16 protein-coding genes and 2 pseudogenes are annotated in these 22,776 nt (G+C 37.6%); 7 read left to right on the top strand and 11 right to left on the bottom strand.

Annotation, left to right across the window (positions count from 1 at the left end):
• Window positions 1-231: 231 nt before the first annotated feature.
• Window positions 232-756 carry an acyl-CoA thioesterase gene (locus H7N67_RS07550; protein WP_001135604.1) on the bottom strand — a complete coding sequence of 175 codons (525 nt, stop codon included), beginning with the start codon at window positions 754-756 and terminating at the stop codon, window positions 232-234.
• A 139-nt stretch (window positions 757-895) separates the two neighbouring features.
• On the opposite strand from H7N67_RS07550, the gene H7N67_RS07545 reads away from it, so the two are divergent.
• From H7N67_RS07545 to H7N67_RS07535, 3 genes are read left to right on the top strand one after another with little or no spacing between them, the layout of a single operon-like run.
• Window positions 896-1,750 carry an SDR family oxidoreductase gene (locus H7N67_RS07545; protein ID WP_187939576.1) on the top strand — a complete coding sequence of 285 codons (855 nt, stop codon included), beginning with the start codon at window positions 896-898 and terminating at the stop codon, window positions 1,748-1,750.
• A complete protein-coding gene (locus H7N67_RS07540) occupies window positions 1,743-2,723 on the top strand; it encodes a FecCD family ABC transporter permease (RefSeq protein WP_000921465.1) in 981 nt (326 codons plus the stop codon). Before H7N67_RS07545 ends, H7N67_RS07540 begins: the two co-directional genes overlap by 8 nt.
• Window positions 2,723-3,490 carry an ABC transporter ATP-binding protein gene (locus H7N67_RS07535; RefSeq protein ID WP_000242349.1) on the top strand — a complete coding sequence of 256 codons (768 nt, stop codon included), beginning with the start codon at window positions 2,723-2,725 and terminating at the stop codon, window positions 3,488-3,490. Before H7N67_RS07540 ends, H7N67_RS07535 begins: the two co-directional genes overlap by 1 nt.
• 60 nt (window positions 3,491-3,550) lie before the next feature.
• Here the strand turns inward: H7N67_RS07535 and H7N67_RS07530 are convergent, their stop codons facing one another.
• The 3 genes from H7N67_RS07530 to murJ form a co-directional block, all read right to left on the bottom strand.
• The gene (locus tag H7N67_RS07530) at window positions 3,551-7,417 is read right to left on the bottom strand and encodes a vacuolating cyotoxin family protein (protein WP_187939575.1); all 3,867 of its coding nucleotides are present in this window, start codon (window positions 7,415-7,417) and stop codon (window positions 3,551-3,553) included.
• Between the two features lie 286 nt (window positions 7,418-7,703).
• Window positions 7,704-9,101, bottom strand: a complete 1,398-nt coding sequence (gene cysS, locus H7N67_RS07525) for a cysteine--tRNA ligase (RefSeq protein WP_187939574.1) — start codon at window positions 9,099-9,101, stop codon at window positions 7,704-7,706.
• A complete protein-coding gene (murJ, locus tag H7N67_RS07520; protein ID WP_187939573.1) occupies window positions 9,102-10,562 on the bottom strand; it encodes a murein biosynthesis integral membrane protein MurJ in 1,461 nt (486 codons plus the stop codon). It lies immediately after the preceding gene.
• A gap of 90 nt (window positions 10,563-10,652) precedes the next feature.
• Between murJ and H7N67_RS07515 the strand changes: the two genes are divergently transcribed.
• The 4 genes and pseudogenes from H7N67_RS07515 to H7N67_RS07500 all read left to right on the top strand — a co-directional run bounded on the left by H7N67_RS07515 (window position 10,653) and on the right by H7N67_RS07500 (window position 15,007).
• Window positions 10,653-12,497 carry a FapA family protein gene (locus H7N67_RS07515; RefSeq protein ID WP_187939572.1) on the top strand — a complete coding sequence of 615 codons (1,845 nt, stop codon included), beginning with the start codon at window positions 10,653-10,655 and terminating at the stop codon, window positions 12,495-12,497.
• A 26-nt stretch (window positions 12,498-12,523) separates the two neighbouring features.
• Window positions 12,524-13,075, top strand: coding sequence for a Holliday junction branch migration protein RuvA (ruvA, locus tag H7N67_RS07510; RefSeq protein WP_187939571.1), 552 nt, complete (start codon window positions 12,524-12,526; stop codon window positions 13,073-13,075).
• A gap of 66 nt (window positions 13,076-13,141) precedes the next feature.
• Window positions 13,142-13,511 (top strand): annotated as a pseudogene (locus H7N67_RS08045) (DUF3519 domain-containing protein); the annotation flags it as partial.
• Between the two features lie 410 nt (window positions 13,512-13,921).
• Window positions 13,922-15,007, top strand: a complete 1,086-nt coding sequence (locus tag H7N67_RS07500) for a tyrosine-type recombinase/integrase (protein WP_187939569.1) — start codon at window positions 13,922-13,924, stop codon at window positions 15,005-15,007.
• A gap of 79 nt (window positions 15,008-15,086) precedes the next feature.
• On the opposite strand, the gene H7N67_RS07495 is transcribed toward H7N67_RS07500, so the two are convergent.
• The 7 genes and pseudogenes from H7N67_RS07495 to H7N67_RS07465 form a co-directional block, all read right to left on the bottom strand.
• A complete protein-coding gene (locus tag H7N67_RS07495) occupies window positions 15,087-15,770 on the bottom strand; it encodes a CAAX protease (protein ID WP_187939568.1) in 684 nt (227 codons plus the stop codon).
• Window positions 15,771-15,841: 71 nt separating this feature from the next.
• On the bottom strand, window positions 15,842-17,104 hold the full coding sequence (locus H7N67_RS07490; protein WP_187939567.1) for a type IV secretion system protein: 1,263 nt from the start codon (window positions 17,102-17,104) through the stop codon (window positions 15,842-15,844).
• Between the two features lies 1 nt (window position 17,105).
• A complete protein-coding gene (locus H7N67_RS07485; RefSeq protein WP_000477189.1) occupies window positions 17,106-17,384 on the bottom strand; it encodes a hypothetical protein in 279 nt (92 codons plus the stop codon).
• A 51-nt stretch (window positions 17,385-17,435) separates the two neighbouring features.
• On the bottom strand, window positions 17,436-18,836 hold the full coding sequence (locus H7N67_RS07480; protein ID WP_187939566.1) for a hypothetical protein: 1,401 nt from the start codon (window positions 18,834-18,836) through the stop codon (window positions 17,436-17,438).
• Between the two features lie 3 nt (window positions 18,837-18,839).
• Window positions 18,840-21,017, bottom strand: coding sequence for a competence protein (locus H7N67_RS07475; RefSeq protein WP_187939565.1), 2,178 nt, complete (start codon window positions 21,015-21,017; stop codon window positions 18,840-18,842).
• Complete coding sequence (locus tag H7N67_RS07470; RefSeq protein WP_187939564.1) at window positions 21,017-22,462, bottom strand: hypothetical protein; 1,446 nt, start codon at window positions 22,460-22,462, stop codon at window positions 21,017-21,019. The genes H7N67_RS07475 and H7N67_RS07470 overlap by 1 nt, the downstream gene beginning before the upstream one ends.
• A gap of 6 nt (window positions 22,463-22,468) precedes the next feature.
• Window positions 22,469-22,651: pseudogene (locus H7N67_RS07465) on the bottom strand (hypothetical protein); the annotation flags it as partial.
• Window positions 22,652-22,776 lie beyond the last annotated feature (125 nt).

The following is a 22,776-nucleotide window of genomic DNA, read 5'->3' as shown; positions in this document are numbered from 1 at the left end:
CTTTAGCAATTTTACTGAGATTGTGAAATCCTAGCGTTTAGCCAAATTTTTAAAATTCTTGGCACTTATAGAGTGAAAAGCAACGCTTTTTTATGGCTTAGGCAGTCATAGCGAGTTGTTTTGTAAATCGCCCACACAACTTATAACGCTTAAATGAATCGCTCACCAACTACCCCCCCTTTTTTAGGGGTAAAATTCAGGGTTAAAACGCCGCTCACGCTTTTTTATTTTTTAAATATTCTCGTGTTTCCCGCTTTTCAAATACCCTCGTGTGCGCATTTCTTTACGCTTCAAAGCCCCTTCATAACGGCGGATTTCAACCTCTGTTTTAGGCTCGTATTTGGGCATGGGGGTGGGTTTGCCATTTTCTACAGCCACCATCGTGAAATAGCATGAATTCGTGTGCGTGATTTCACGAGTTTTAATATCTTCGCTCAAAACCTTAATCCCCACTTCGCACGAGGTGTTGCCCACATAATTGATGCTGGCTAAAAAAGTGAGCAAATTCCCTACAGGAATGGGGTATTTGAAAGTAACCCCATCCACGCTTAAAGTGACCGTTCCTTTAGCGCAATAACGAGTTGAGCACACATAAGCCACTTTATCCAACAAATTCAATAATTCCCCCCCATGCATGACATTATTGAAATTAGCGGTTGTAGGCACAACCAGATAGCTCATCAATAATTTAGTGCGATCCGCTGTGTCTATAGTAAAATCAAAATGGTTAGAATGCGATGATTGTATTTGAGGCATTGCTTCTCCTTAATTAAAATTGGTGTTAAAAATGTTTTTTGTAAAAAACATTCCAAGAACTATATGTTAGTAAAAATTAAGTAATATTGAGTGAATATTAGAGGAATTATAAAAATAATAAGAGGGTTAGCGTTAGAGAATGGGCGTTGGAGAGAAGAAAGAAAGCCAAAAGGTGGCGGTTATCACTGGGGCGAGTTCTGGGATTGGGTTAGAGTGCGCGTTAATGCTGTTAGATCAAGGGTATAAAGTCTATGCGCTCTCTAGGCATGCGACTTTGTGCGTAGCGTTAAACCATGCGTTATGCGAGTGCGTTGATATTGATGTGAGCGATTCTAACGCTTTGAAAGAAGTGTTTTTAAACATCAGCGCTAAAGAAGATCATTGCGATGTTTTGATCAATTCCGCCGGTTATGGGGTGTTTGGGAGCGTAGAAGACACGCCTATTGAAGAGGTTAAAAAGCAATTTAGCGTGAATTTTTTCGCCCTTTGTGAAGTGGTGCAACTCTGTTTGCCCTTATTAAAAAACAAGCCCCATTCTAAGATTTTTAACCTTTCTTCCATAGCAGGGCGTGTGAGCATGCTCTTCTTAGGCCATTATAGTGCGAGTAAGCATGCTTTAGAGGCTTATAGCGATGCTTTGCGTTTAGAGCTCAAACCCTTTAACGTTCAAGTGTGTTTGATTGAGCCAGGCCCGGTGAAAAGCAATTGGGAGAAAACCGCTTTTTCAGTTGAGAATTTTGAGAGCGAAGATAGCCTTTATGCGTTAGAAGTGGATGCGGCTAAAAGCTTTTATTCTGGCGTGTATCAAAACGCCCTAAGCCCTAAAGCCGTGGCGCAAAAAATCGTTTTTCTTAGCATGAGTCAAAAAATCAAGGCTCGTTATTTGATCGGCTTAAAAACCCAATTATTGCTAGCGTTATATAGAATCCTCCCCAGTAGCTGGTATGATTCTTTGTTCAGATTAATTGTTCTTAAAAGGAAGCGTGATGCTTAAAACCTATCATATTGCCTTAGCTTGCGTGATTTTAGCGGTGGTGGTGTTGTTGTTTGGGGGGGAGTCCTTGAGTTTGGAAGAATGGCAAGAAGTGTGCCTGAATGTGAAAAACCACTTTTTATACAATGAAGAACTGAGCTCTTTAAGTGTTATTATTTTAGAAATACGATTACCACGAGTGATTTTAGCGCTTTTAGTGGGGGCGAGTTTGTCCGGGAGTGGGGTGGTGATGCAAACGATTTTTAGAAACCCCTTAGTTGATCCTTTTTTATTAGGGATTTCTAGTGGGGCGATGCTAGGCGTGGCGATGGCGATAGCGGTAGTGGAGTCTAACATTGCGATTTTAGCGTTCTTTGGGGCGATTTTGGCCAGCCTTGCTGTTTTGGCGATGAATAGGGTTTTAGGTAATTCCGTCCTTTCGTTGGTGCTTTCAGGGGTGGTGTTGAGCGCGTTTTTAAGCGCACTTGCCGGAGCGATAAAATTCTTTGTGATCCCCCAAAAAGCGCAAGCGATTGTCGTGTGGCTTTTAGGGAGCTTGTCTTTAAGCAGTTATAAGGATTGCTTGATCGCTTTCATAGGGCTATCCTTAGGCTTTATCCCGCTTTTTTTGTTAAGGTGGCGCATCAATTTATTGAGCTTGAGCGATGCGCAAAGTTTGAGCTTGGGGATTAATCCCGTGCTGTTGCGATCGCTTTGTTTGGTGTGCGTGAGCGTTGCGAGCGCTTTAGCGGTGAGCGTGTCCGGCACGATCGGCTGGATTGGGTTAGTCATTCCGCATGTGGCTAGGTTGTTTTTTGGGGCGAATTTACAAAAATTGCTTTTAAGCTCTTTGTTAATGGGGGCGTTTTTCTTGCTTCTAGCGGATGTGGTGGCCAAAACCATTACCCCCTATGATTTACCGGTAGGCATTGCGACAAGCGTTTTAGGAGCGCCTTTTTTCTTGTGGCTTTTGTTTAGAACTAGGGGGGTGTGATGGTCTTAGAAGTTAAAAACCTGTCCTTTAAATATTCTCAAAAACTCATTTTAGACAAGTTGAGTTTTAGCGTGCCAAAAAACAGCATCACCAGCATTTTAGCGCCTAATGGCTCGGGTAAAACCACGCTTTTAAAATGCCTTTTAGGGCTTTTAAAGCCTTTAGAAGAAACCGAAATCAAAGCGTGTAACAAGGATATTTTACCCTTAAAGCCTTATGAAAAAGCCAAACTAATTGCTTATATCCCCCAAGTGGAATATTATGCGTTTAATTTCAGCGTGCTGGATTTTGTTTTAATGGGGAAGGCGACGCATTTGAATCTATTCGCTATGCCTAAAGCCAAGCACATTAAAGAAGCGACTAGCGTTTTAGAGCGCTTGGATTTAGAGTCTTTAAAAGATCAAGGCATTAACGATTTGTCCGGCGGGCAAAGGCAAATGGTGCTTTTAGCCAGAAGCTTGTTGCAAAGAACGCCCTTATTGTTATTAGATGAGCCTACGAGCGCTTTAGATTTAAAAAACCAAGCCCTTTTTTTTGATGCGATTAAAGATGAGATGAAAAAACGAGAATTGAGCGTTTTAGTCAATATCCATGACCCTAATTTGGTTGCTAGGCACTCCACGCATGTGGTCATGCTCAAAGATAAAAAACTTTTTTTGCAAGCTTCCACGCCAATCGCTATGACTTCGCACAATTTAAGTGCGCTTTATGACACGCCCTTAGAAGCGATCTGGCATGATAATAAGCTTGTCGTGTATGCGTTGTAGGGGTTAAATGTTTTGTAAGATTTCAAACCCATGCTTTGAGCATGGGTTTAAGAGTGGTATTTAGAAACTATACCTCATTCCTAAATTGGAAGCGAAATGGCTTGCGTTGGAAATCAAATTGTGCAAATAAACCACGCCCAAATTCAAAAACACTTCTTTAGCTAATCGCAATTCCCCACCCATCATCGCTCTTGCATAGGTGCTTAAAGGACTGCGAGCGGCATTGATTTTAAAGGTGTTTAAAGATGCCACATCATTCGATCCAAAGTGAGCGAACTCTTGTAAAACTCCCGCATGCAAATAGAAGTATGAAGTGTCCCCATAATAATAGCGCGCTTCCATGTTAGCGTTAGCGTTGAATAAATGCTGACTGCTCGCGCCATTTTTTAAAGCCACTTGTGATTGGCTATTGCTTTTAAAGTTGGTTGAACCTAAATGGTTATAGCTCACGCCCACGCTTGGTTTTAACACTAAAGCGTTCCTAAAAAACGCGAAGTCATAACCATAGCTCGCTCTTGTTGTGGCGCTATAGGCTAAGTAATTATAGCTTTGATTCAAATCTTGTAATAGAGCGCTTTTGAAATTCAAGCTTGATTGATCGCTCCCTACAGCCCCTTGAGCTTCAAAATCAAATTCATGCTGGTTGGCAAAAATACGGCTATACACGCCAAAATTAGCGTTATTGGCCCCAGAGTTAAGAGAGTTCGCTTGATTGCTAAAAGAGCTATAACCATAGCTTCCAAAACCGCCCACAATGGCTTCTATATTCCCATTAAGGTAAGCGTCTACGCCGGCGCTTGTGCCATATAATGAAGCATTAGAGCCATTATTCAAGCTCGCTCCCCCAATAGCGTTAGCCCAAACATTGGTGGGTTTTTCATATTTAGGGGCAAATTGATACAACACTTCTGCCGCGCTCTCTAAAGAAGCGAATCTTTGGCCTTTTAAAGCTTGTAAGCGTTGAGCGAACGAGTTAATATTGTTAGTGTGTCTCCTGGAGAGATTGACTAAACGAGAATTTAAAATCATCGCATTGCTCAAGCTCAAGGTTTGTAAGCCGCTGGTTTTATGCTCTAAACTGGCTACATTGTTTAAAGCGTCAGTGGCCGCATTCAATTGTTTAGTGATTTCACCGGTGCTTGTGTTATCAATCATTTGTCTGGCATAACCCGCATCATGGCTATCAATCAATAAGGTTTGTAAGAGATTCCTGCCTTGCGCGCCTGAATGAGTATAAAGCGTGTCAATATCCTTAGAGCGGTTAGCCAATTCAAACACGCTTTCAATAGTGCCAAAATCATGCTGATTGATAGCGACTAAATTAGGAGTGGCGCTGTGAGCGAAAGGAGCGTTCTTCACGAGGGCGTAGTTAGCAGAACGCGCATTATTAGTGGTGTTTGTGGGTAAGTTGGTGGTATTGCCACCATTCTCAGTAGGCGTAGAATTGCCTAAATAATACACCGAAATTTTAGAGCCGTTAGCCGTTTTACTGATGCCTATATTTTTCCATGCCTTACCGATAAGATACTTGTAATTTTCAGGGTTGTTCACCATGCTTTGATTGCCGATAGCCATACCGCATGCTTTAATGTCATTTTCATTTCGCACCACACAAGTATCCATGCGGTTATTGTTGTTATAAAGGGCTAGGCGCTCTTTGAATTGCTCTTCTAGATTAACATTACTAATGCCATTGGTACCTGTAGAAACATTACCATAACCAATGATTTTCGCTTTCAATAAAACATGCTCTGTATTTTTAATGAGATCTTGAGCGCTGTTAATCTTGATGAGCGGTTTGTAAAATCCGGTCGCGCTGTCTATATCATTACTAAACATCATAGCTGCTGCATTGCCTACATTTAAGGTTGCCACTTGCCCACCTCGGACTAGATAGTTGATAGTGCCTTGATTGTTGATAAAATCTCCTTGGATGGTTAAATTTGAAAATTGACTATAGTCCATGACCGCATTTTGACCCAGGGTTAGATTATTAAACATAAGCTTTGATGTGCCCCAAGGGTTTTCTGGGGTTGAAGAAGCGAGTTTTTTGGTGATTTCAACATTTTTAATATTCCTAGCGTCAAAATAATTCCAAGGGCTATAGTAAAACTCATCTATAACCAATTTTTCACCGCTTTTAAATTTAACACCCCCAGAAAAGATTGACCTAGTGCCAGTTTCCAAACGCACGGTATTGATGCGCGATTGACTGCCTATATCTTCGCTAAAATGAGTGTATTCCCCCACACTCACACCATTGGTTTTAACAATCAATTCATTAATGTTGAAGTTTTTAACGGCCACATTAGTGGAAGCCGTAATGAGCTTGTTGATATTGACTTTGTCTGTAACACCACTAAAGTCTAAGGTGTTGAACCCACCATTACCCGTATCAATACCTTTAAAATTAGCTGTATGAGCATCCACCTTTAAATTCACAAATCTTCCCAAACTAATATCGTTATTAAAAGTGGCTGTGCCGTTTTTAGTATCCACACCAGCCTTAAATTCAAAATTCGCGCTTGATCCTGCCAAAGCATAGCCACCCACTTGATTATTCACCCTTAACGCCCCATCAACGGTGATATTCCCGGTTAGATTCTCCACTAAAAGGGTGCGCCCGCTCGCTTGATTGGACAGATTGACACCGCCTTTGCCGATATTCAAATGAGCTGCATTGGTGGTAAGAGAAGCTTTAAACCCTCCCACTCTAATCGTGCCATCGGCTTTAGTGTTGATGCGATCAATATTGACAACCGTGTCTTTGCCACCCGCAAAAGGCCCATCAATGACTTGCGTGGGTTCAGTTTCTGTTTTTTGCGTGTTATTGGGTGGGTTAATGACCTCTGTGTTGCTATTGTTATTTTGACTGATCTGTTGCTTGTCGTTTTTAGTGCCACTTTGAGGAGTGGTATTATTAGGTTTATCCTTGTAGCCGCCTTCTGGAGGGGCGATAATGTTTAACCCGGCACTTTGCCACAAATCCAGTGTGCCAATATGAGTCTTATTGCTAGCTATAATGCCCGCTTGAGCGGCGTTTTGATCCCCCACAGTGAGATGGTTAAAATCCACTTCTCCTTGAACTTTTGAAGTGTTGATCGTGCTGTATGAAGGGGCCAAATACGCTCCCACATATTGCAAACGGCCCATCCACACATTACCATTTAATTTAACGCTGTTTGAAGCCAAGTTAAGCGTGGCGCCATCATAAAGAGAAATTTCCGCATTTTTACTGCTAGTGATCCCTTCTGAAGCTTGCAAAGTCAAAACCGTAGAGCTGGCCTTTCTCCCGGCTCCAGAACCCACACGATTGTTGATTTCTACAAAATTATCAATTGAGATATTTTTAGCGTTGAAATTCACTCTCGTGGTGCGATCAGCACTATCCTTATAGCTTGTGAAAGAATTGCCATTGAATTGGCCTAAGCGTAAAGTGGCTTTTTGCATATTGACGTCTAAATCCCCACCAGTAAAGTTTCTAAGCCCTGATAGTTTATAAGTCCCTACAGCGTCTTTCATATCCACTTCAAGCTTGTTCTGCTGCCCGCCTTTGACCCAATAATGCCTAGCGGCGTTCCCCCAGTCCCAACCTCCATCAATCTTACTGGATAAAAGGGATTGGTATAAGTCGTATTCCTTGTTGGGGAATTCATTAAAGCCTTTTCCTGCTTGAATGCGCCAAACTTTATCGGGTTTATCTGGGGTTTTATTGGCTTCTTCGGCTTGTTTGAGCCCCCAGCTAAGAAGCCCTGAAACCGTTCCTACAGCGGTGCCTGTAGCGATACCCCCAACAATGGCTGGAATGATCACGGTCGTGAAAAAGGCGGCATGACTTTGTTGCGGTATGGCGCTAATCAACGCTCCTGCTAAAACAAGAGAAACTAAAGGGCGATTGATTTTGCGGTGTGTTTGTTGTATTTCCATTTCTTTCCTTTCTTTTTGTAAAACGATTTTTGCACAAAGGGTGCGACTTTAGACCAGAAAATTTCTGTTGCATTTACGATTAAGGTTATAAATATGTAGCATCTACAACCAATGTTAAACTTTTATCAAATTAAGGTAAATAAACATAAAACTCAACAAGATTAAAAAGCAATATTGCTAGAATTTGTGGTTAGAGTATGTAAAAAGGTAAAATTGGAGGCGTTTAAAAAACTTCTCTCATTGGAATTTGTGGCTAGAGCGTGTAAAAAGGTAAAATGGGAGGCGTTTAAAAAAGCTTCTCCCAAATCGTGCCTTGTGGGGTGTCCATCAAAGCGATTTTTTGTTTCAAAAGCTCTTCTCTGATGCTATCGGCTTTTAAAAAATCTTTTTGTTCTTTGGCGCGTTTTCTTTCTTCTATCTTGCTTTCAATTTCTTGTTTTTCGCTTTCGCTCACGCCTAATTGGAAATAGGCGCTAGGGTCTTTAAACCCGATGCCAAGCAGTTCTTCTATGAATTTCAAATTCGCTAAAATTTCGCCTTTCAAAGCCTTGTTTTTAGGGTTTTGATCCAGTTTTTCATTCGTAGAAGAAAGCATGCTTTCTAAAACGCTCAACGCTTTAGAAATATTTAAATCATCTTGCATGCATTCTAAAATTTCTTTTTTAAAGTTTGGATTTATTCCTCCTAAAGTCCCTAAAACGCGCTGCTTCAAACGATAGATTTTATCCAAGCGTTTTTTACTCATTAACAAGTCTTCTTCATTGAAATTCAAAACAGAGCGATAATGCACCCCCAATAAATAATTGCGCAAAATCTCGCCATCATAGTTTTTGAGGGCGTCTTTAATGAAAAAGCTATTCCCTAAACTTTTAGACATTTTTTCGTTATTGATATTCACAAAGCCGTTATGCATCCAGTATTTGGCAAGCTCCACGCCAAAGGCGCAACGGGTTTGGCACGCTTCATTTTCATGGTGGGGGAATAACAAATCCGCTCCGCCTGCATGGATGTCAATTTGATAAGGGGCGTTAGCGAGCGCTAAAGTTTCAAAAACCATGCTAGAGCATTCTATATGCCAGCCAGGGCGCCCTTTGCCTAAAGAGCTATCAAAGCCCACATCATTATCCCCCTTATAACTTTTCCATAACACAAAATCCTGCTCAAGCCGTTTTTCTTGCACCAAACCAATACGGCCAAATTCAATGCTGCTATTATGCACGCTCAAAGAGCCGTAATCTTTATCCTTGCTCGTGTCTAAATAAATATCCCCATTAGAGACTTGATAAGCGATATTTTTTTCTAAAAGCGTTTCAATCATGCTTACCATAGCGTCTAAATACTCGCTCGCTTTAGGCTCTAGGCTGGGTTTTTTCACATTCAAAGCGTTTAAATCCCTCGTGTAAGATTCAATATAAATGCTGCTTAATTCTTGAATGCTTTTGTTTTCTTTTAGGGCTTTGTTGATGATTTTATCATCAATATCCGTGAAATTCCTTACTAGCACCACTTCATAGCCGCTCAATTCAAGCGTTCGCCTTAACAAATCAAAAGCAATCGCGCTCCTGGCATGCCCTAAATGAGCGTCATCATACACCGTAGGCCCGCACACATAAATATTCGCCTTTTTTTCAACTAAAGGCTCAAAAGGGACTTTTTGTTTTAATTTGGTATCATAAATAAACATTTAAAAACCTTGAAAATAATAAAATAAATATAAATGTGTAACCCACGATTTGAACGCTAAGAGTAATAAGATTTCCACGCAAGCGAGAAAAAGAATTACAAGCCATGATTTTAAATTTTTAATTATACCCAAGAATAATTGAAAGCCAAACGCTTTTATCGTTAAAACAAATAAAAACAACCCGCTCAAACTATTCGCTAACGCCAAGCCTAAAACCCCTAACAAAGGCATTAAACTCAAAGAAGCCACCAAACCTAAAAAAAGCGAAATTAAAGAGATTTTAGCCGCTTTTTTTTGCTCTAATTTCGCATAAAGCCACAAAGAAAAGAGTTTAGTTAGCCCAAAAGGGAGCAAGCCTAAAAGATAGAGCGAAAAGACTTGCGAAGTGATTAGGGTGTCTTTAGGGCTAAATTGCCCCCTTTCAAATAAAAGCTCGGTGATTTCTTTGCTTAACATGATCCCCCCAATGCTGCAAAGAAGCAAAACCCCCACCAAGAAAAACCACGCCTTTTGCAAGCGTTGTAAGACTAAATCCTGCTGATTGTTTTTAAGCGCGATCGCAATGCTAGGGAAAAGAGCTGTGGAAATAGCGATAGCAAATAAAGCTAAAGGGAGCTGAAAGACTCTGTTAGCGTAATACAAATAAGACACGCTCCCGCTCGCTAAAAAAGAGGCGATCGTGGTGTCTAAAAAAGAAGCGATCTGAGCGCTAGAATTGCCCAAAACGCTAGGGAAAAACTGCTTGAAAAACCCTTTCAAATCCTTTTTAACCCTATCCAAACGATATTCTTTTTTGTTTGTATTTTTAGTCTTAAAACCCAACAACCCTTTAGATAATAAATCCCATAAGCCTAATTTTACTAAAGGATAAAAGTGTAATAAAATTTGAGCCACACCCCCTAAAAGCACGCCATAACTCAAATAATACAACGCTTCTAAATGCGTTTTTTCTTTAGAAATGAAAAGGGCTGAAATCATGCATGCATTGAGTAAGCTTGTGCTATAAGCGCTGGCAAAAAAGCTGTGTTTGTATTGTAAAAGCGCGCCCAAAAAAGTGGTGATAAACACCAATAAAAGATACCAAAAATTGATCGCTACAATAGGGGCACATAATTTGATTGTTTCTTCATCAAAGCCGTAAGCTAGGAGTTTGGTTAGCCATAAGGGATTGAGTGCTACTAATAAGCACCATATGAATAAAACGCCACAAAAAATAAGCCCCACCAAACTCGCAAAGCTCCCTTTAATGGAGCTTCGTATGAAGCTTGGTAAAAAGCTTTGAGAAAAAGAGCCTTCCGCAAAAATACGCCTGAATAGATTAGGCAATTTGAAAGCCACAAAGAAAATATCGCTATACACCCCAGCCCCTAGAATATTGGCCATCATCAAATCCCGTAAAAAGCCAAAAATCCTAGAGCATAAAATCCCTAAGCTGTTGGTTAAAAATATTTTTTTTAGCATACTAGTTGTATTTATTACCTAATTTTCAGTGTTTTTTTGTTAGCATATTTCTTTTTCTAAATCTTTATAATACCATTTAAGGATTAAAAAATGAGCTTGGAGCGTTTTGCCCCTATAAAAGTTGAGCGGTGCAAAGACATTCAAAAAGAATTAAGAAAAGCGGCCGCTGAAAATAAATTACAAACAGAAGATCTATGGTTTGAGATTTTAAAAACTTCTATTTTTATCAAAAACAGCGCTAAAGACGATTTTAGCGAGGCTTTTGGTGGGGAATTGCAACAATTAGAAGAAGAGGAATACTATGAAAAAAAAGAGCTAACCCTTTATCAAACCCACGACATTAAAATCAAATCAAACGCTTATAAGCGCTTTTTTGAAGTGGAAGTGGATGAAGATTTAAGCAAAATAGAAATTATTTTAGACGAGTGTTTTATTGTCCTAGACACTGAAGAATATTACCAAGAAATGTTTGCGTATATTAAAGAGCGTTTGGCTTTTGAAGGCGTGGTGTTTCGCCACCTTTCACAAATGTATGAAAATTTAAAAACAGAATTGAGAAAATATCAAAAAGAAGCCCAAAATAAGCGCTTTATTTTATACGCTTCTTTAACCTTTATCCCTAATGTAGAAGAACAATCCCATTTTTTATTAGAAGAAGAATACCTTCCAACCCATACCATTTTTTTAAGCGATCAAGAAGAATCTTTTGTTAAAGAAAATTACTATATCGCTAAAGAAAACCAAAAAGTCGCTTGCGTGAATTGCCCCAAACAAGGCAGAGACGGCCGTAACCTTAAAGGCCTTTATATTGAATTGCCTAAAGTTGCCCATTCGCCCACCCCTATAGGGCATGACAAAAACGCTTTTGAGGAAAGAGAAGAAAATAACGCTTTAGTGTATTACTCCAAAGCCTTACAAGGGGTTAAAATGGAAAAAGGGCGTTTGGTTTCTAAGCAAAATTTTATTTTTAAAAATGGGATCAAATCCATTGAAGTGCCTAATCTTTTAGGGGGAGTGGAGAGCGGGTTAGCTTTAGAGATTCAAGCTAAAGACGAATTGAGCGATGCGATCGATTCTAATCTCATTTTAGAAGCGAGCGTGATTAACGTTAAGGGCAATGTGGGCAAGAATGTGATCTTAGTGGCCAAAGAAATCACTATAGAGGGGCAAATCCACCCTGAAAGCTATGTCTATGCCAATAAAGCGCGTATCACTAACCATAAGGGCGTGTGCTACGCTAAAGAGTTTGAGTGCAAGTATTTAGAGCGCGCTAAGGTGTATGCCAATAGCGTTAAAGTGGAAGCGAGCGCGGGGAGTGTGGTCTATGCGAAAGAAATCGCTTTAGAAAAGCTCAAAAGCGATAACAAGCTGTATTTTTCCAAGCAATGTTGGATTGATGAGGTGGATGGTAATGGCAACCGCTTTATTTTTTACGCTTTTGGGGGGCGAGAAAACCAAGAAGAATTGAAAAACGCTAAACAAAAACTCAATGCATTAGGGTTAAAATCCAAAAAGATCATCGCTCAGCACCAGTCCTTAAACCATTTGGTTAAAAACCATCAAGCCATCATGGAAAAGCTTAAAAACGCCACCGAAGAAATCAAACGCTCTTTAATGCAACAAGAAAGCGTGAAAGACGCTTATAGCGAGTTTATGTTTGCTCTAAAGCGTTTGAAAATCTTAAAAGCCCAAATGCTAGAATTGCAAAAAATCAATAACGAGTGCTACGCTAAACTCATCAGCATAGAAAACAGCTTCCAGCATGCAAGCATTACAACTAAAAACCCCTTTAAGCAAGAAAATATCGTGATTTATCATCGCAATTACCCCAAAGTGAGCAACTTGAGTGCTATGTTAAGCCATAATGAAAGCGTGAACGTGATCTATGAAGATCATAAAATCAAAAAAATCCCTAAAAGCACGATAAAAGGCTAAAACAAGAAATAAAAAAAAGGGATAAAATGATAGTGGGTTTGATAGGGGTTGTGGAAAAAATCTCTGCTTTAGAAGCGCATATAGAAGTGCAAGGGGTTGTTTATGGGGTGCAAGTTTCTATGCGAACGGCTGCTTTGCTTCAAGCGGGCCAAAAAGCGCGTTTGAAAATCTTGCAAGTGATCAAAGAAGATGTGCATCTTTTATACGGGTTTTTAGAAGAGAGCGAAAAAATCCTTTTTGAAAGGCTTTTAAAAATCAATGGGGTAGGGGGGCGTATCGCTTTAGCCATTCTTTCAAGCTTTTCGCCGAATGAATTTGAAAACATTATCGCCACTAAAGAAGTCAAAAGACTCCAGCAAGTCCCAGGCATTGGCAAAAAGCTCGCTGATAAGATCATGGTGGATTTGATTGGCTTTTTCATTCAAGATGAAACAAAACCCATGCATAATGAAGTCTTTTTAGCCCTAGAGAGTTTGGGCTTTAAAAGCACCGAAATCAATAAAGTGTTAAAAACCCTAAAACCCAATCTCAGCATAGAAGCAGCGATTAAAGAAGCCTTACAACAACTGCGCTCTTAAAAAAGTTTTTAGTTTAGTGGCTACGCTTTAAACGAAGCCACCGCAGGCGCGGCTTTAAAGTATCACATTAAAAGAGCGTTAGAACGAAGCCACTCTATAAGCGAATTTAGTAAGCAGTTAGAACTAAGCACGCAAAAATCACACTTTAGCAACAACACGCTTAAAATCATTGAAGAGCTTAATAACGGCGTTAAACAAGCGAGCGAAGAAATCAAAGAAAAAGCCACTAAATACGAAAAAGCCTTACAAGAATTGCAAAAGATTGATGAAAGCAAGCTTACTAAAGAACAGCAACAGGTTTTAAAGGTTTTTAAGGGAGAGTTAGACAAGGGCGAGGTTAAAAAGATAGATTTAAACGACCTTTACATTTTAGATCAAGGTACAAGGCACGCAGGCGCTAGAAAAATTTTAATCAAGCATTACGGAGCACCAAACAAACGCTTAAACAACACCGAGATCAACCATTTAGCGGCTTTTAGCAACCAAGGACGCTTCAATAGCGAAAGCGATCACGCCAAAAGCGGTTTTAAGCCATTATGAAGCGGAGTTGAAAGAATGTAATCATTCAGTTAGCTCTAATCTTCTTAATTTTCTAATGCTAACTTTTTAAAAACTATCTCTGTATTCTACCATAAATTTTTAAAAATTTGTTTTTTTTATAAATCGGAAAATTTTTTCTTTACAATTTAATTATTAATAGGGGAGAGAGATTTATATATAATTACAATTATTATATTATATATATCTTTTTATTCTTTTTTTATAAATAAGCTCCTTGTTTTTGATTTTTTATAAATTACATTCTTTTTGATTTCTATTGAAAAATTTAATATTAAGAGGACTTTTATGAAAAAATCAAATGACAATAACGCACTCGCCAGAAGTCAAAGGGAGTTGTTTGTAGGGATTAGGGATTTTATTGTTTTTAAATTTAAGCGTATGGTTGTTTTTAATGGGGTAAGGGATTTTACAAAAATGAGATTTTTGTCAATAGAATTAGAAAAATGCGAAAATATTAAAGATTTGGAAAAATTATGTCATACAATTTATAATCAAGGCACAAAGCATATTTTGATGATGCGTGTATTGTTTTTATTCTTTGACTATTTTTGCAATCATTTGAAAGTTAAGCGATTGAGACTACTCAATGAAGAAATGCTTGTGAATTTTTTATTTGAGTTAGCTAAACAAAGAAAGATTAATTCAATGGCGAAATATGTGATGTATATTAGGCAATTTTTTGATTACTTGGATAGGACTAAACATTATGAATTTTATTTTAGTCTTAAAAATATAGCCTTTGCTAAACACAAGGATAATTTGCCTAAACATCTAAATTCAAAAGATTTAAAATCTTTTATATATACTCTTATAAACTATAGAACTAGAAGCAGTTATGAAAAGAGAAATAAGTGTATTTTGCTCTTAATCATTTTGGGCGGTTTGAGAAAATCTGAGGTTTTTAATTTAGAATTGAGAAATATTGTTTTAGAAAAAGAGCATTATATCTTGCTTATAAAAGGCAAAAACAATAAAGAGCGAAAAGCGTTCATTAAACGAGAAATGCTAGAAAAATCTTTAGATGAGTGGTTGAGTGATAGCAAACGATTGAGTAGTTTTAAGGGGCGTTTTGTGTTTAAGAAAGCAAAAAATAACACTACACAAAAAACTTGCTCTTTAAAGGGCTTTATCGCTAAAATTTTTAAGCTCTCTAATATTGATGTAAAATCTTATGGATTAGGTTTGCATCTTTTTAGGCATAGTTTTGCTACTTTTATTTATGATGCAACACAGGATTTGGTTTTAACTTCAAGAGCGTTAGGGCATAGTTCTTTGCTTTCTACTAAAATCTATATCCATACCACTCAAGAACACAATAAAAGAGTGGCTCTTGTGTTAGGGGGGTTATTAAGAAATGAAAAAAGCGAGTAGGTTTTTAAAAAATTTGATTTATTTTGATTTTTGAGTTATAATGTGCTTACATTCAATGGGCTAACCGAAGCCCACCTTTTCACAAACCACTTAAATTTTCCAAGTCTTTATTCCCAATGCTTTTAATTAAATCATCTAAAAACAAGACGATTTTACTTGGTTCTACACTTATATTCATAGGCATTTTTGCCCTATCATTGTCTTTTAACCCAGTGAAATAAGTCGTAATGCGTGGGCGGTTGTTTGGTTTGGTTTTGAGTAAGTTTTCCCAATGATACGCGCGATTTCTAATCGTCCATAGCAAGTTTAAAGCAATATGAACCTTTGAAGCACTAGATAATGGATTTTTTTTATTGTTGATAAATAATGCATTTTTATTATTGGGGTAATAGGATTTGAAATTGATGCGCTTTAAATCTAATATTACCCCCTCTAATTTATAACAAAAAATAAGCTTAATCACTGCCCCTAAAGACATTTTAGATAAAATCAAAGAATGCGTGATTTCTTTTTTCTTTTCTTTTTGCTCGTTAATTAAATTTGTTAAAGAATTTTCACTAAATACCCAATCACTCCCTTTGATTTGGGTTAAACAATAATCTAAAGCGTTGCGTAAATAAATTTCTAAGTTAGAGATTTTAGGCGTGATGAAAGAAATGAGTTTTAAATTTTCTTTGTATTGCTCTAGGCTGTCATAAGCGGCTAATCTGTCTTTGGACAGAATGAGTGTAATATTATTCTTGAAATCTTGTAAATCTTGCATGATTTCTCTTAAGGTTTTTTAAAAAATTATCACTAAAAATAATTTTCAAAAATTGCCCTAAAAAGCTTTTATCATTTGCTAGCTCTATGAGACTTGGGAAGTTCAATCGTCTCCACGCCCACTCTAACACCAGGATGTCCTGGCATGTCTCTCATGTTAGCCGTGGTGCTGTTTATCGTAGATTTTGCGTCTTTATAAGCTTCTAGCGTTCTGCCAAACGCTGAACGACCCACACTCTTAAGACTTCCAGCTATGGCTCCAGCTCCAGCACTAGCTATTTGCACGCCCTGATATACAAAGCTTTTAGCATCCGTTAGACCACCTTGTGTGCCAAAGATAGCGTTAATCATTTCGGGGACTTTTTGAATGAATGTCAGTGAAATTCCTATTACTACAATAATGCCAAATTTAGCCACTATTTCATTGCTCCCTCCCACTTTGATTGCGTATTGTAATGCAAAAGAGTTGAATAATACTAATAGCAACAACAAAGGCATGTAAAAAGTCAATGAAATAATTTTTTTCACATAAGACACTAAAAAACCTCTAGTCTGCTGAAAAAACCCTAGCGGTAGCATGAAAATAACCAAAGACAAGTAAATAATTTTTTCTAAATAAGTCATAAAAACATAACAGAAAACTTTGAATAATAAAAACAATTCTAATCCTAAAATAACTAATAACAAAACAGCTGTAATAAGGGTTTTTGGCGATAGTCCATTATTAATTTTGAAGTCTTCATATAGTTTATTCAAACTCGTCAAAATTTGTCTGACATGGAATGAAATATTAGCGTTAGTGATGCTGTGGTGCGTGTCTATATTCTTGTGTTCTCTTGCGCTATTTGTTTGATATTCCTTAACCACATTAGAAATCCCAGCATTTAGCAAGTTAGCAGGCGTGTCAAAAATTTCTGTTACATGATTTTGAAAGGCAAAACTGGAGCGACCATTACCGCTACTAGAACCATCAGGTTTAAAAGCATAATGGTACAAAGAAAGGTATCCTACAAACACAAAAAGCATTAAAAAGGTCTTGATTTCAAATAGATCATTGTTTTGATAGCGTTTAAAGGAATACAAAAGGATTAAAAGCACTCCTAAAACCATACCAAAAGGTTGGATAACATTGGCTAAAGGCTCACCAATTCCTTTCAAGATCTTGTTAGAAAACGAAATAAAAAACCCAAGAATTTCACTATAAAGCCCATCTGCTTGCACAACTAAAGAATCTTGCTTATTGGAATACAAGTAAGCACCCACTCCTATGACAGCTAAAGCACCAAGCACTAAAGGGTTAGAAAGAAAGGGTAGAGCAAGTAGTGGAGCAGCCATGTTATTTAATCTCTAACATTCTTCTATTTCTTTCACCAGCGGCTATTCTCATAGCAGCCGAGCAATCCACTTTATCGCCTCCTTTTTCAAAGCATTCGCTATCCTTTTTCAAGGCTTCTTCTACATGGTTTTTATAATATTCTTCCCTTTCTTTCACTTGTGATAGATAATGATCATGTTGCAAATCTTCTATTTTGTATTTTATGACATCCCAAAAAACCACCACTAAAATCCCTAAAATCCCTAACAAAATCCATGAATTTAATCTGCTTTTAAACATGCAAAATCCTTTTTAAAATATTTGACTAATTTTAACACAATAACCTTTATTTTAATACGGATTAAACGACTGAATATTATCAGAGCTTGGAGCTTCATTATTACTATTTAAATTCACGCCACTTGCCTTTCCTACACTACCATTAGGGAAACCATAAGCGTCTAATTTAGCCCTATAGACTTTTTCTATTTCTTGTTGTTTTTGTTTAAGATTTTCTTGATGCTCTTTGTCATCTTTTAGGGCGTCAGCAGGAATAATATCTTCAAAATAGCCCATTTGTTGCTTGAATGCATAGCTTTGCATTTGCGCCATTAAACCTAGCGTCTTATTCATAAAACTTAAATTTTGAGCGATTTCTAAAGCAGTTTCTACGCTTAATTGCTGGAATCGGTGTTTGTAATCATTGAACACTTTAGCGGCTGCTTCACCTTTTTTGCCAGCAATATCCCTACTATAATCTAAATTAAGCTCATCAAATTGCATTTTTAAACGACTAACATTGAGCATATTAGGGATGCACTCGCTTTTGCCATTTCTGTTTTCTTTCTTGCAATAACCTTTTTTAACATTCTCATCGTTAAACCCAAAAGTTTTAACACCCAACTCATTATCCATTTGACTAAACGCTCTATCTTGGGAAGCTACAGCAAGCTGTTTGACTTTAGCATACACATTTGAAGCGATTTGTCTTTTTAATTCTTCTTTTTCAGCTCTAAGTTTTTCATAAGCCGTATAGTCGTTATTGAGTAGAGCTAAAGTCATTTGGCTGTCTAATAATTGGATTTTTTTAGCCGCTTCTAAATTGCCTTTTTGAATGCAAATGTATTCTAATAAGGCTCTGCCTCTAAGTCCGGCTCCTAAATCGGTAGCCGCGCTGATTTGAGTGTTGCCTATGGCGTTAGCAAAATCCTTTAGAGCCTTTGTGTCAGCGCTTTCTTTCCCCTTGCTCGTGAAAAATTGGTGTAAGTTTTTCTCTGTAGGACTTGCGTCCTGACTGACATCCCAATTGAGTTCAGGGCATTTTTCAGAGATTCGTTTGGTTGCAATTTGATTGCGTATATCATAGTTTTGTGCATTTTCTTTGATCCTTTCAGCGTTGTCTTGAACTTGTTTGGCAAAACTTTGGATTTTTTCTACATACTGCATGGAATTGGGGACGCTTAAAATACTGCCTGTTAGAAATTGATTGGTTTTGTTCAAAACATCATTCACTTTGTTGATGGAATTAAGCGTCTGATTAGCCCTATCTAATGTGTCTTGAGCGAGCTTGATCCTTTCAGTGATAGTGGCTAAATGTTTAGCCCACTTGCTTTCATCCCATGCTCTTTTAGCACCATTCCAAGCGTTCTGCGTAGGGTTATCCACAATCATAGCCACAGCGTTCAGGTGGTTTAAAGCAATCGCCAACAACAGAATAAGGGATTTTTTTAAAAAAGTCTTTAACGCTTTCATGCCTTATCCTTGAAAAGGTCTATAAATCAGTCTTTGAGCGCAAGAAATTTTATTATTATACCAACGATACCAATTCTTACCAATTTTTGTGCTTTCACTCCAAATGTTATATTGAGAGCAAAAGCCTTCACTTTGATTGAGATAGTAATTAGTCCAATCAATATAGCCTTGCGATTGTTTAAGATCGTTATCCTTGTAATAGCCTTGATGGATTTCTATATACTTCAAATAATCATTACTCAATTGCAATTCGTTTTTAAAAATGTTTTGAGTCCTGTTGATGGTGGTTTGAGTGGTAGTGGTTTTGTAAGTGGCGCTCCAATCGGTGATGCTAGGATTAGTATGGAAATATTGCGGTTGGCAACGATTGACTCCATAAGGTTTTTGGCATTGTTCCCTCTCACCATAATTTTTTCTTTCTATCTTAAAATAATGGCTTGTAGTCGTATCGCTTAAGACTTTAGAGCTAGCCACACCCATCACATAAGGGCTAACAACCGCACCGCTTTTAATCCCTGCTTCAAAATTACAGGGCGTAACTTCTACCCATTCGCCATTAAGCTTGTTATAGCTTTTTAGCATTGTAGGTCTTTTGGCTTCTAATTTAGCGTCATTGTATTCCCATTGACCGCATGCAAATTCTTGATACTGCGAGCTTAATTGGGTAGCAATCCCACGATTTAAAATCTGCTGTCTGTTAGGATTGTTTGGATCATTGTAATACTGATCCACGATGGGCGTTAAGGTTTGGGTTTTATCGTTTTTTTCATACCTGACAATCCTGTCTTGCACCCTTGCATAATCGCTGCAAGGCACAGCGACATGGATTAGATTATCCATCCCACGAAACACGATTTCAGTTTGGAAGGTTTGAGTTTTCCCCATACCATAACCTTTATCGCTCGTGGTTTGTAAGGCGCATTTGCTGTCATCTTTGTAAAGTTGCATGGCGTATTGAGCGCCTTGCAAATCCACACAACCACCGATATTTTGCGTTTTATTTTCCCTATCTACATAGTAGTATTGCGTTTGCTTGATGGCTTTACCGGCTTCAAAATCGTATCTATAAGCGCATTTAGTGTCATCTCTTAAAGCGTTCATAGAAATACAAGAGCCATCTTTAGCGATAACATCTAGTTTCATCGTGTTGTTGGGGCTTAATTCAGGCACTTTACAATACTGGCTGGAGTAATTGTTTTCTTGTGAGTTAGGATTAATAGCGCTATTAGAACTACTGCCATTAGTTGGGCTAGTGGTGTTAGTAGGATTATTGGAATTGTTTGTGTCTCCATTACCAAAAGGAATAGGGAAAAGCCCCCCATTCCCTAACCCCCCACCACTTGAACTACCATTATTAAAATTGTCATACCCTCCTGTGTTATTGTTAGTAGAGCCATGATTGGTGAAATTATTCTCATAACCCCCTACAGAGCCATTACTTGAAGAACTAGAGCCATTCACCCCATCCACCCCTAACACGCCATCTGTATCAATACCACTGCCCACGGCATTATTATTTGAATTATTTCCATTTACCCCATTACTCCCACTGCTCCCATTTATCCCATCGTTGCCCTTTATCCCATAGCCATTACTCCCATTTACGCCATCTTTACCATTGATAGCGTTATCATTGGGGCTGTTAGGGTTGTTGCTAAAAGGCGTGTTAGCATACATAGGGTCATTGGTAGCGTTCGTTTGAGCGATGCTTTCTAGCTTTTGGTATTCTTCTTTACTAATACCTAAAATTTTAGCCACTTCTTCAGCATTCTCGCCTTTCAAAACAAGGATGGTGGATTTTTTAATTTTGGCGTTAGGAGGTATTTTTAAACTGGTTTTAGCGCTGCTAGTCAAAGGAAACGATTGATTGTCTCTTAAAAGACTGGTGATTTCTATATCTATGCTGTTAGCCGCATTGTTTCTAAAATAAAACCCATGAGCTTCTACTTTAAACACCCTCTTGCCTAACACCACCCTGCTTTCTATCGCTCCATTAAGCAAATTAGCCTCAATTTCTTTAGTGGTGATAATACTCAAAGCATAGGCTGGACTGAGCAAACCTAATAAAAACGCTCCTAGAATAAAGCAGAAAAATAAAAAATGGTTATATGAATAAGTTTTCATTTGTTTTTGCTCCTTTATTAAAGCTTTTGTTGGGGGATTTTTGTGTTGATTTTTCATTAGTGCTCCATTCCAACATCTTTGGATTTAGTTTTTTTTGAATACAAATAAGAGCTATACTCACTAGCATTACCGGTAGCGACTTTATATGGAGTTTTGTTGTCGTAAGCTTGTGTGCTAAATTTTTTGCCAACATAATTGCCATTAGCGTCCATTTGATTTTCAAACATATCCGCTACAAGCTTGTTGTAATCGGTATTTGAAGTTAGATCCGAATTTGAAAGCGAATGATTTTGTTTAGAATTATTAGATTTAGTGTTAGGCTCTTTTACATTATTTTGTCCTACACTATTTTGAGCGGTGTCATTAAAATGAGATAAATTAGAATTATTTTGTGTTAATTCTTCACTCATAGAGGCGTTTTCTTTGCTTGCTTCTTTGCTTCCAAGATCCCATGGTTTGAAAGTTCTTGCGTCTATTTCATCGTTTTCTAAAGCGGTGTTTAAAACTTGTTTTTCATTTACATTTAAAGGTTGTAGTATTTCTTTTTCTTTTTTAGGGATCTTAAGTTTTTCAGCAATGTTTTCATTAAAAATTCCCAATGAATGATTATAAGTTCTAACTAAAAAACCTTCTGTTTTATTAATGGGCAAGTGTGCGATATTGTTTCTAATGGCATACTCAGTGGTCTTATTGATATTTTTATTGTGCAAAACCGCTTCTATTAGGCATTCTTGTAAAAATTCCTTATGACTAGGTCTTAGATTACCTTTTTTGTTGTTGATCACCAATAAAAGCACTTGCATTTCTTCATTAGTCATGCCGTTTTTAGCTCTGTCTTTTAGGAATTTTTTAAATTCCTTATCGCTAAATCGCTTGTTAGAGCCTTTTTCCTTTTCATTAAAATGATTTTTAGCTTCTTCAATTCGGCTTCTTAAAACGCTAACGCCTAAAGAGTGGTTAAAACCTAGTGTTTCTTTTGGTTCTTTTTCCTTGCTTTTCAGTTCTGCTTCTTTTTCTTCTTTTGAAGTTTCTTTTTTATCAAGGGGAATAGGATTAGATTGTGAGAAGCTCAAATCCTTTTCAAAAGCTTTTTCAAGTTCGCTATTTTCCTTATTATCTTCATTGTTTTGCCATCCACTTTCTCTTTTTTGCTCTCTAATAGGAGTAATCTCTTGTTTTTCTAAGTTTTCTAGAAAGCTAGTGAATGCGTTTAATAATTCGCTTGAGTTTTCATCATTGTCAAGGCTAGGATCATAATCTCTATTGGTCTGATAAAATTCTAGTTGTTCTTTAAAAGAGAGGCTGTTTAACTCTTGCATGAATTCTTTGACCAACTCGTTATCTTGGGCTTTTATCACCTCATTTTTATCCTTAGCGAAAGCCAAATCTTTCATAAAGGCTTTCATCATGTCTTTAGACTTATCATTAGAACCAAACATCTCATACCAATACAGAAAAATGCTTTTAAGGTCTTTGAGGTTTTTTCTTGCTTTGTCTATCATGATGAGTTACCTTTCAATACCGCTAGAAGCTTTATTTTTCTTTTGAAAATAGCTTTGAGATTGAGAGCGTGTTTGGGTTTGTTGCTTTGTTTCATTTGCTAATTGATTGTATTTTTCATTTTTAAGCAGAGTGTAGCTACGCATTCTTTCCAATAAAGCTTCATTCCTATTATCTAGAGACAAATCTTTATCCCACTAGCACGAAAAACTCCGTCCTTTAGGGCGGAGATGTAAGTGCATATCTGTTAGGTATTTGAATATCGTTTCACCTAGATCCATTCGCTTTTTAGTGCATTCTATTAAAAATCAAAGTT

This window comes from Helicobacter pylori (genome assembly GCF_014498195.1).
GTDB classification, from domain to species: Bacteria; Campylobacterota; Campylobacteria; order Campylobacterales; family Helicobacteraceae; genus Helicobacter; species Helicobacter pylori_DO.
The sequence above is the reverse complement of the archived record's forward strand: the minus strand, read 5'-3'. Positions and strand labels throughout refer to the sequence as shown.

What these genes read in the sequence shown, in the direction of transcription:
- H7N67_RS07550 (WP_001135604.1), bottom strand. Translation starts at nt 756, where the DNA reads ATGCCTCAAATACAATCATCGCATTCTAACCATTTTGATTTTACTATA.
- H7N67_RS07545 (WP_187939576.1), top strand. Translation starts at nt 896, where the DNA reads ATGGGCGTTGGAGAGAAGAAAGAAAGCCAAAAGGTGGCGGTTATCACT.
- H7N67_RS07540 (WP_000921465.1), top strand. Translation starts at nt 1,743, where the DNA reads ATGCTTAAAACCTATCATATTGCCTTAGCTTGCGTGATTTTAGCGGTG.
- H7N67_RS07535 (WP_000242349.1), top strand. Translation starts at nt 2,723, where the DNA reads ATGGTCTTAGAAGTTAAAAACCTGTCCTTTAAATATTCTCAAAAACTC.
- H7N67_RS07530 (WP_187939575.1), bottom strand. Translation starts at nt 7,417, where the DNA reads ATGGAAATACAACAAACACACCGCAAAATCAATCGCCCTTTAGTTTCT.
- cysS (WP_187939574.1), bottom strand. Translation starts at nt 9,101, where the DNA reads ATGTTTATTTATGATACCAAATTAAAACAAAAAGTCCCTTTTGAGCCT.
- murJ (WP_187939573.1), bottom strand. Translation starts at nt 10,562, where the DNA reads ATGCTAAAAAAAATATTTTTAACCAACAGCTTAGGGATTTTATGCTCT.
- H7N67_RS07515 (WP_187939572.1), top strand. Translation starts at nt 10,653, where the DNA reads ATGAGCTTGGAGCGTTTTGCCCCTATAAAAGTTGAGCGGTGCAAAGAC.
- ruvA (WP_187939571.1), top strand. Translation starts at nt 12,524, where the DNA reads ATGATAGTGGGTTTGATAGGGGTTGTGGAAAAAATCTCTGCTTTAGAA.
- H7N67_RS07500 (WP_187939569.1), top strand. Translation starts at nt 13,922, where the DNA reads ATGAAAAAATCAAATGACAATAACGCACTCGCCAGAAGTCAAAGGGAG.
- H7N67_RS07495 (WP_187939568.1), bottom strand. Translation starts at nt 15,770, where the DNA reads ATGCAAGATTTACAAGATTTCAAGAATAATATTACACTCATTCTGTCC.
- H7N67_RS07490 (WP_187939567.1), bottom strand. Translation starts at nt 17,104, where the DNA reads ATGGCTGCTCCACTACTTGCTCTACCCTTTCTTTCTAACCCTTTAGTG.
- H7N67_RS07485 (WP_000477189.1), bottom strand. Translation starts at nt 17,384, where the DNA reads ATGTTTAAAAGCAGATTAAATTCATGGATTTTGTTAGGGATTTTAGGG.
- H7N67_RS07480 (WP_187939566.1), bottom strand. Translation starts at nt 18,836, where the DNA reads ATGAAAGCGTTAAAGACTTTTTTAAAAAAATCCCTTATTCTGTTGTTG.
- H7N67_RS07475 (WP_187939565.1), bottom strand. Translation starts at nt 21,017, where the DNA reads ATGAAAAATCAACACAAAAATCCCCCAACAAAAGCTTTAATAAAGGAG.
- H7N67_RS07470 (WP_187939564.1), bottom strand. Translation starts at nt 22,462, where the DNA reads ATGATAGACAAAGCAAGAAAAAACCTCAAAGACCTTAAAAGCATTTTT.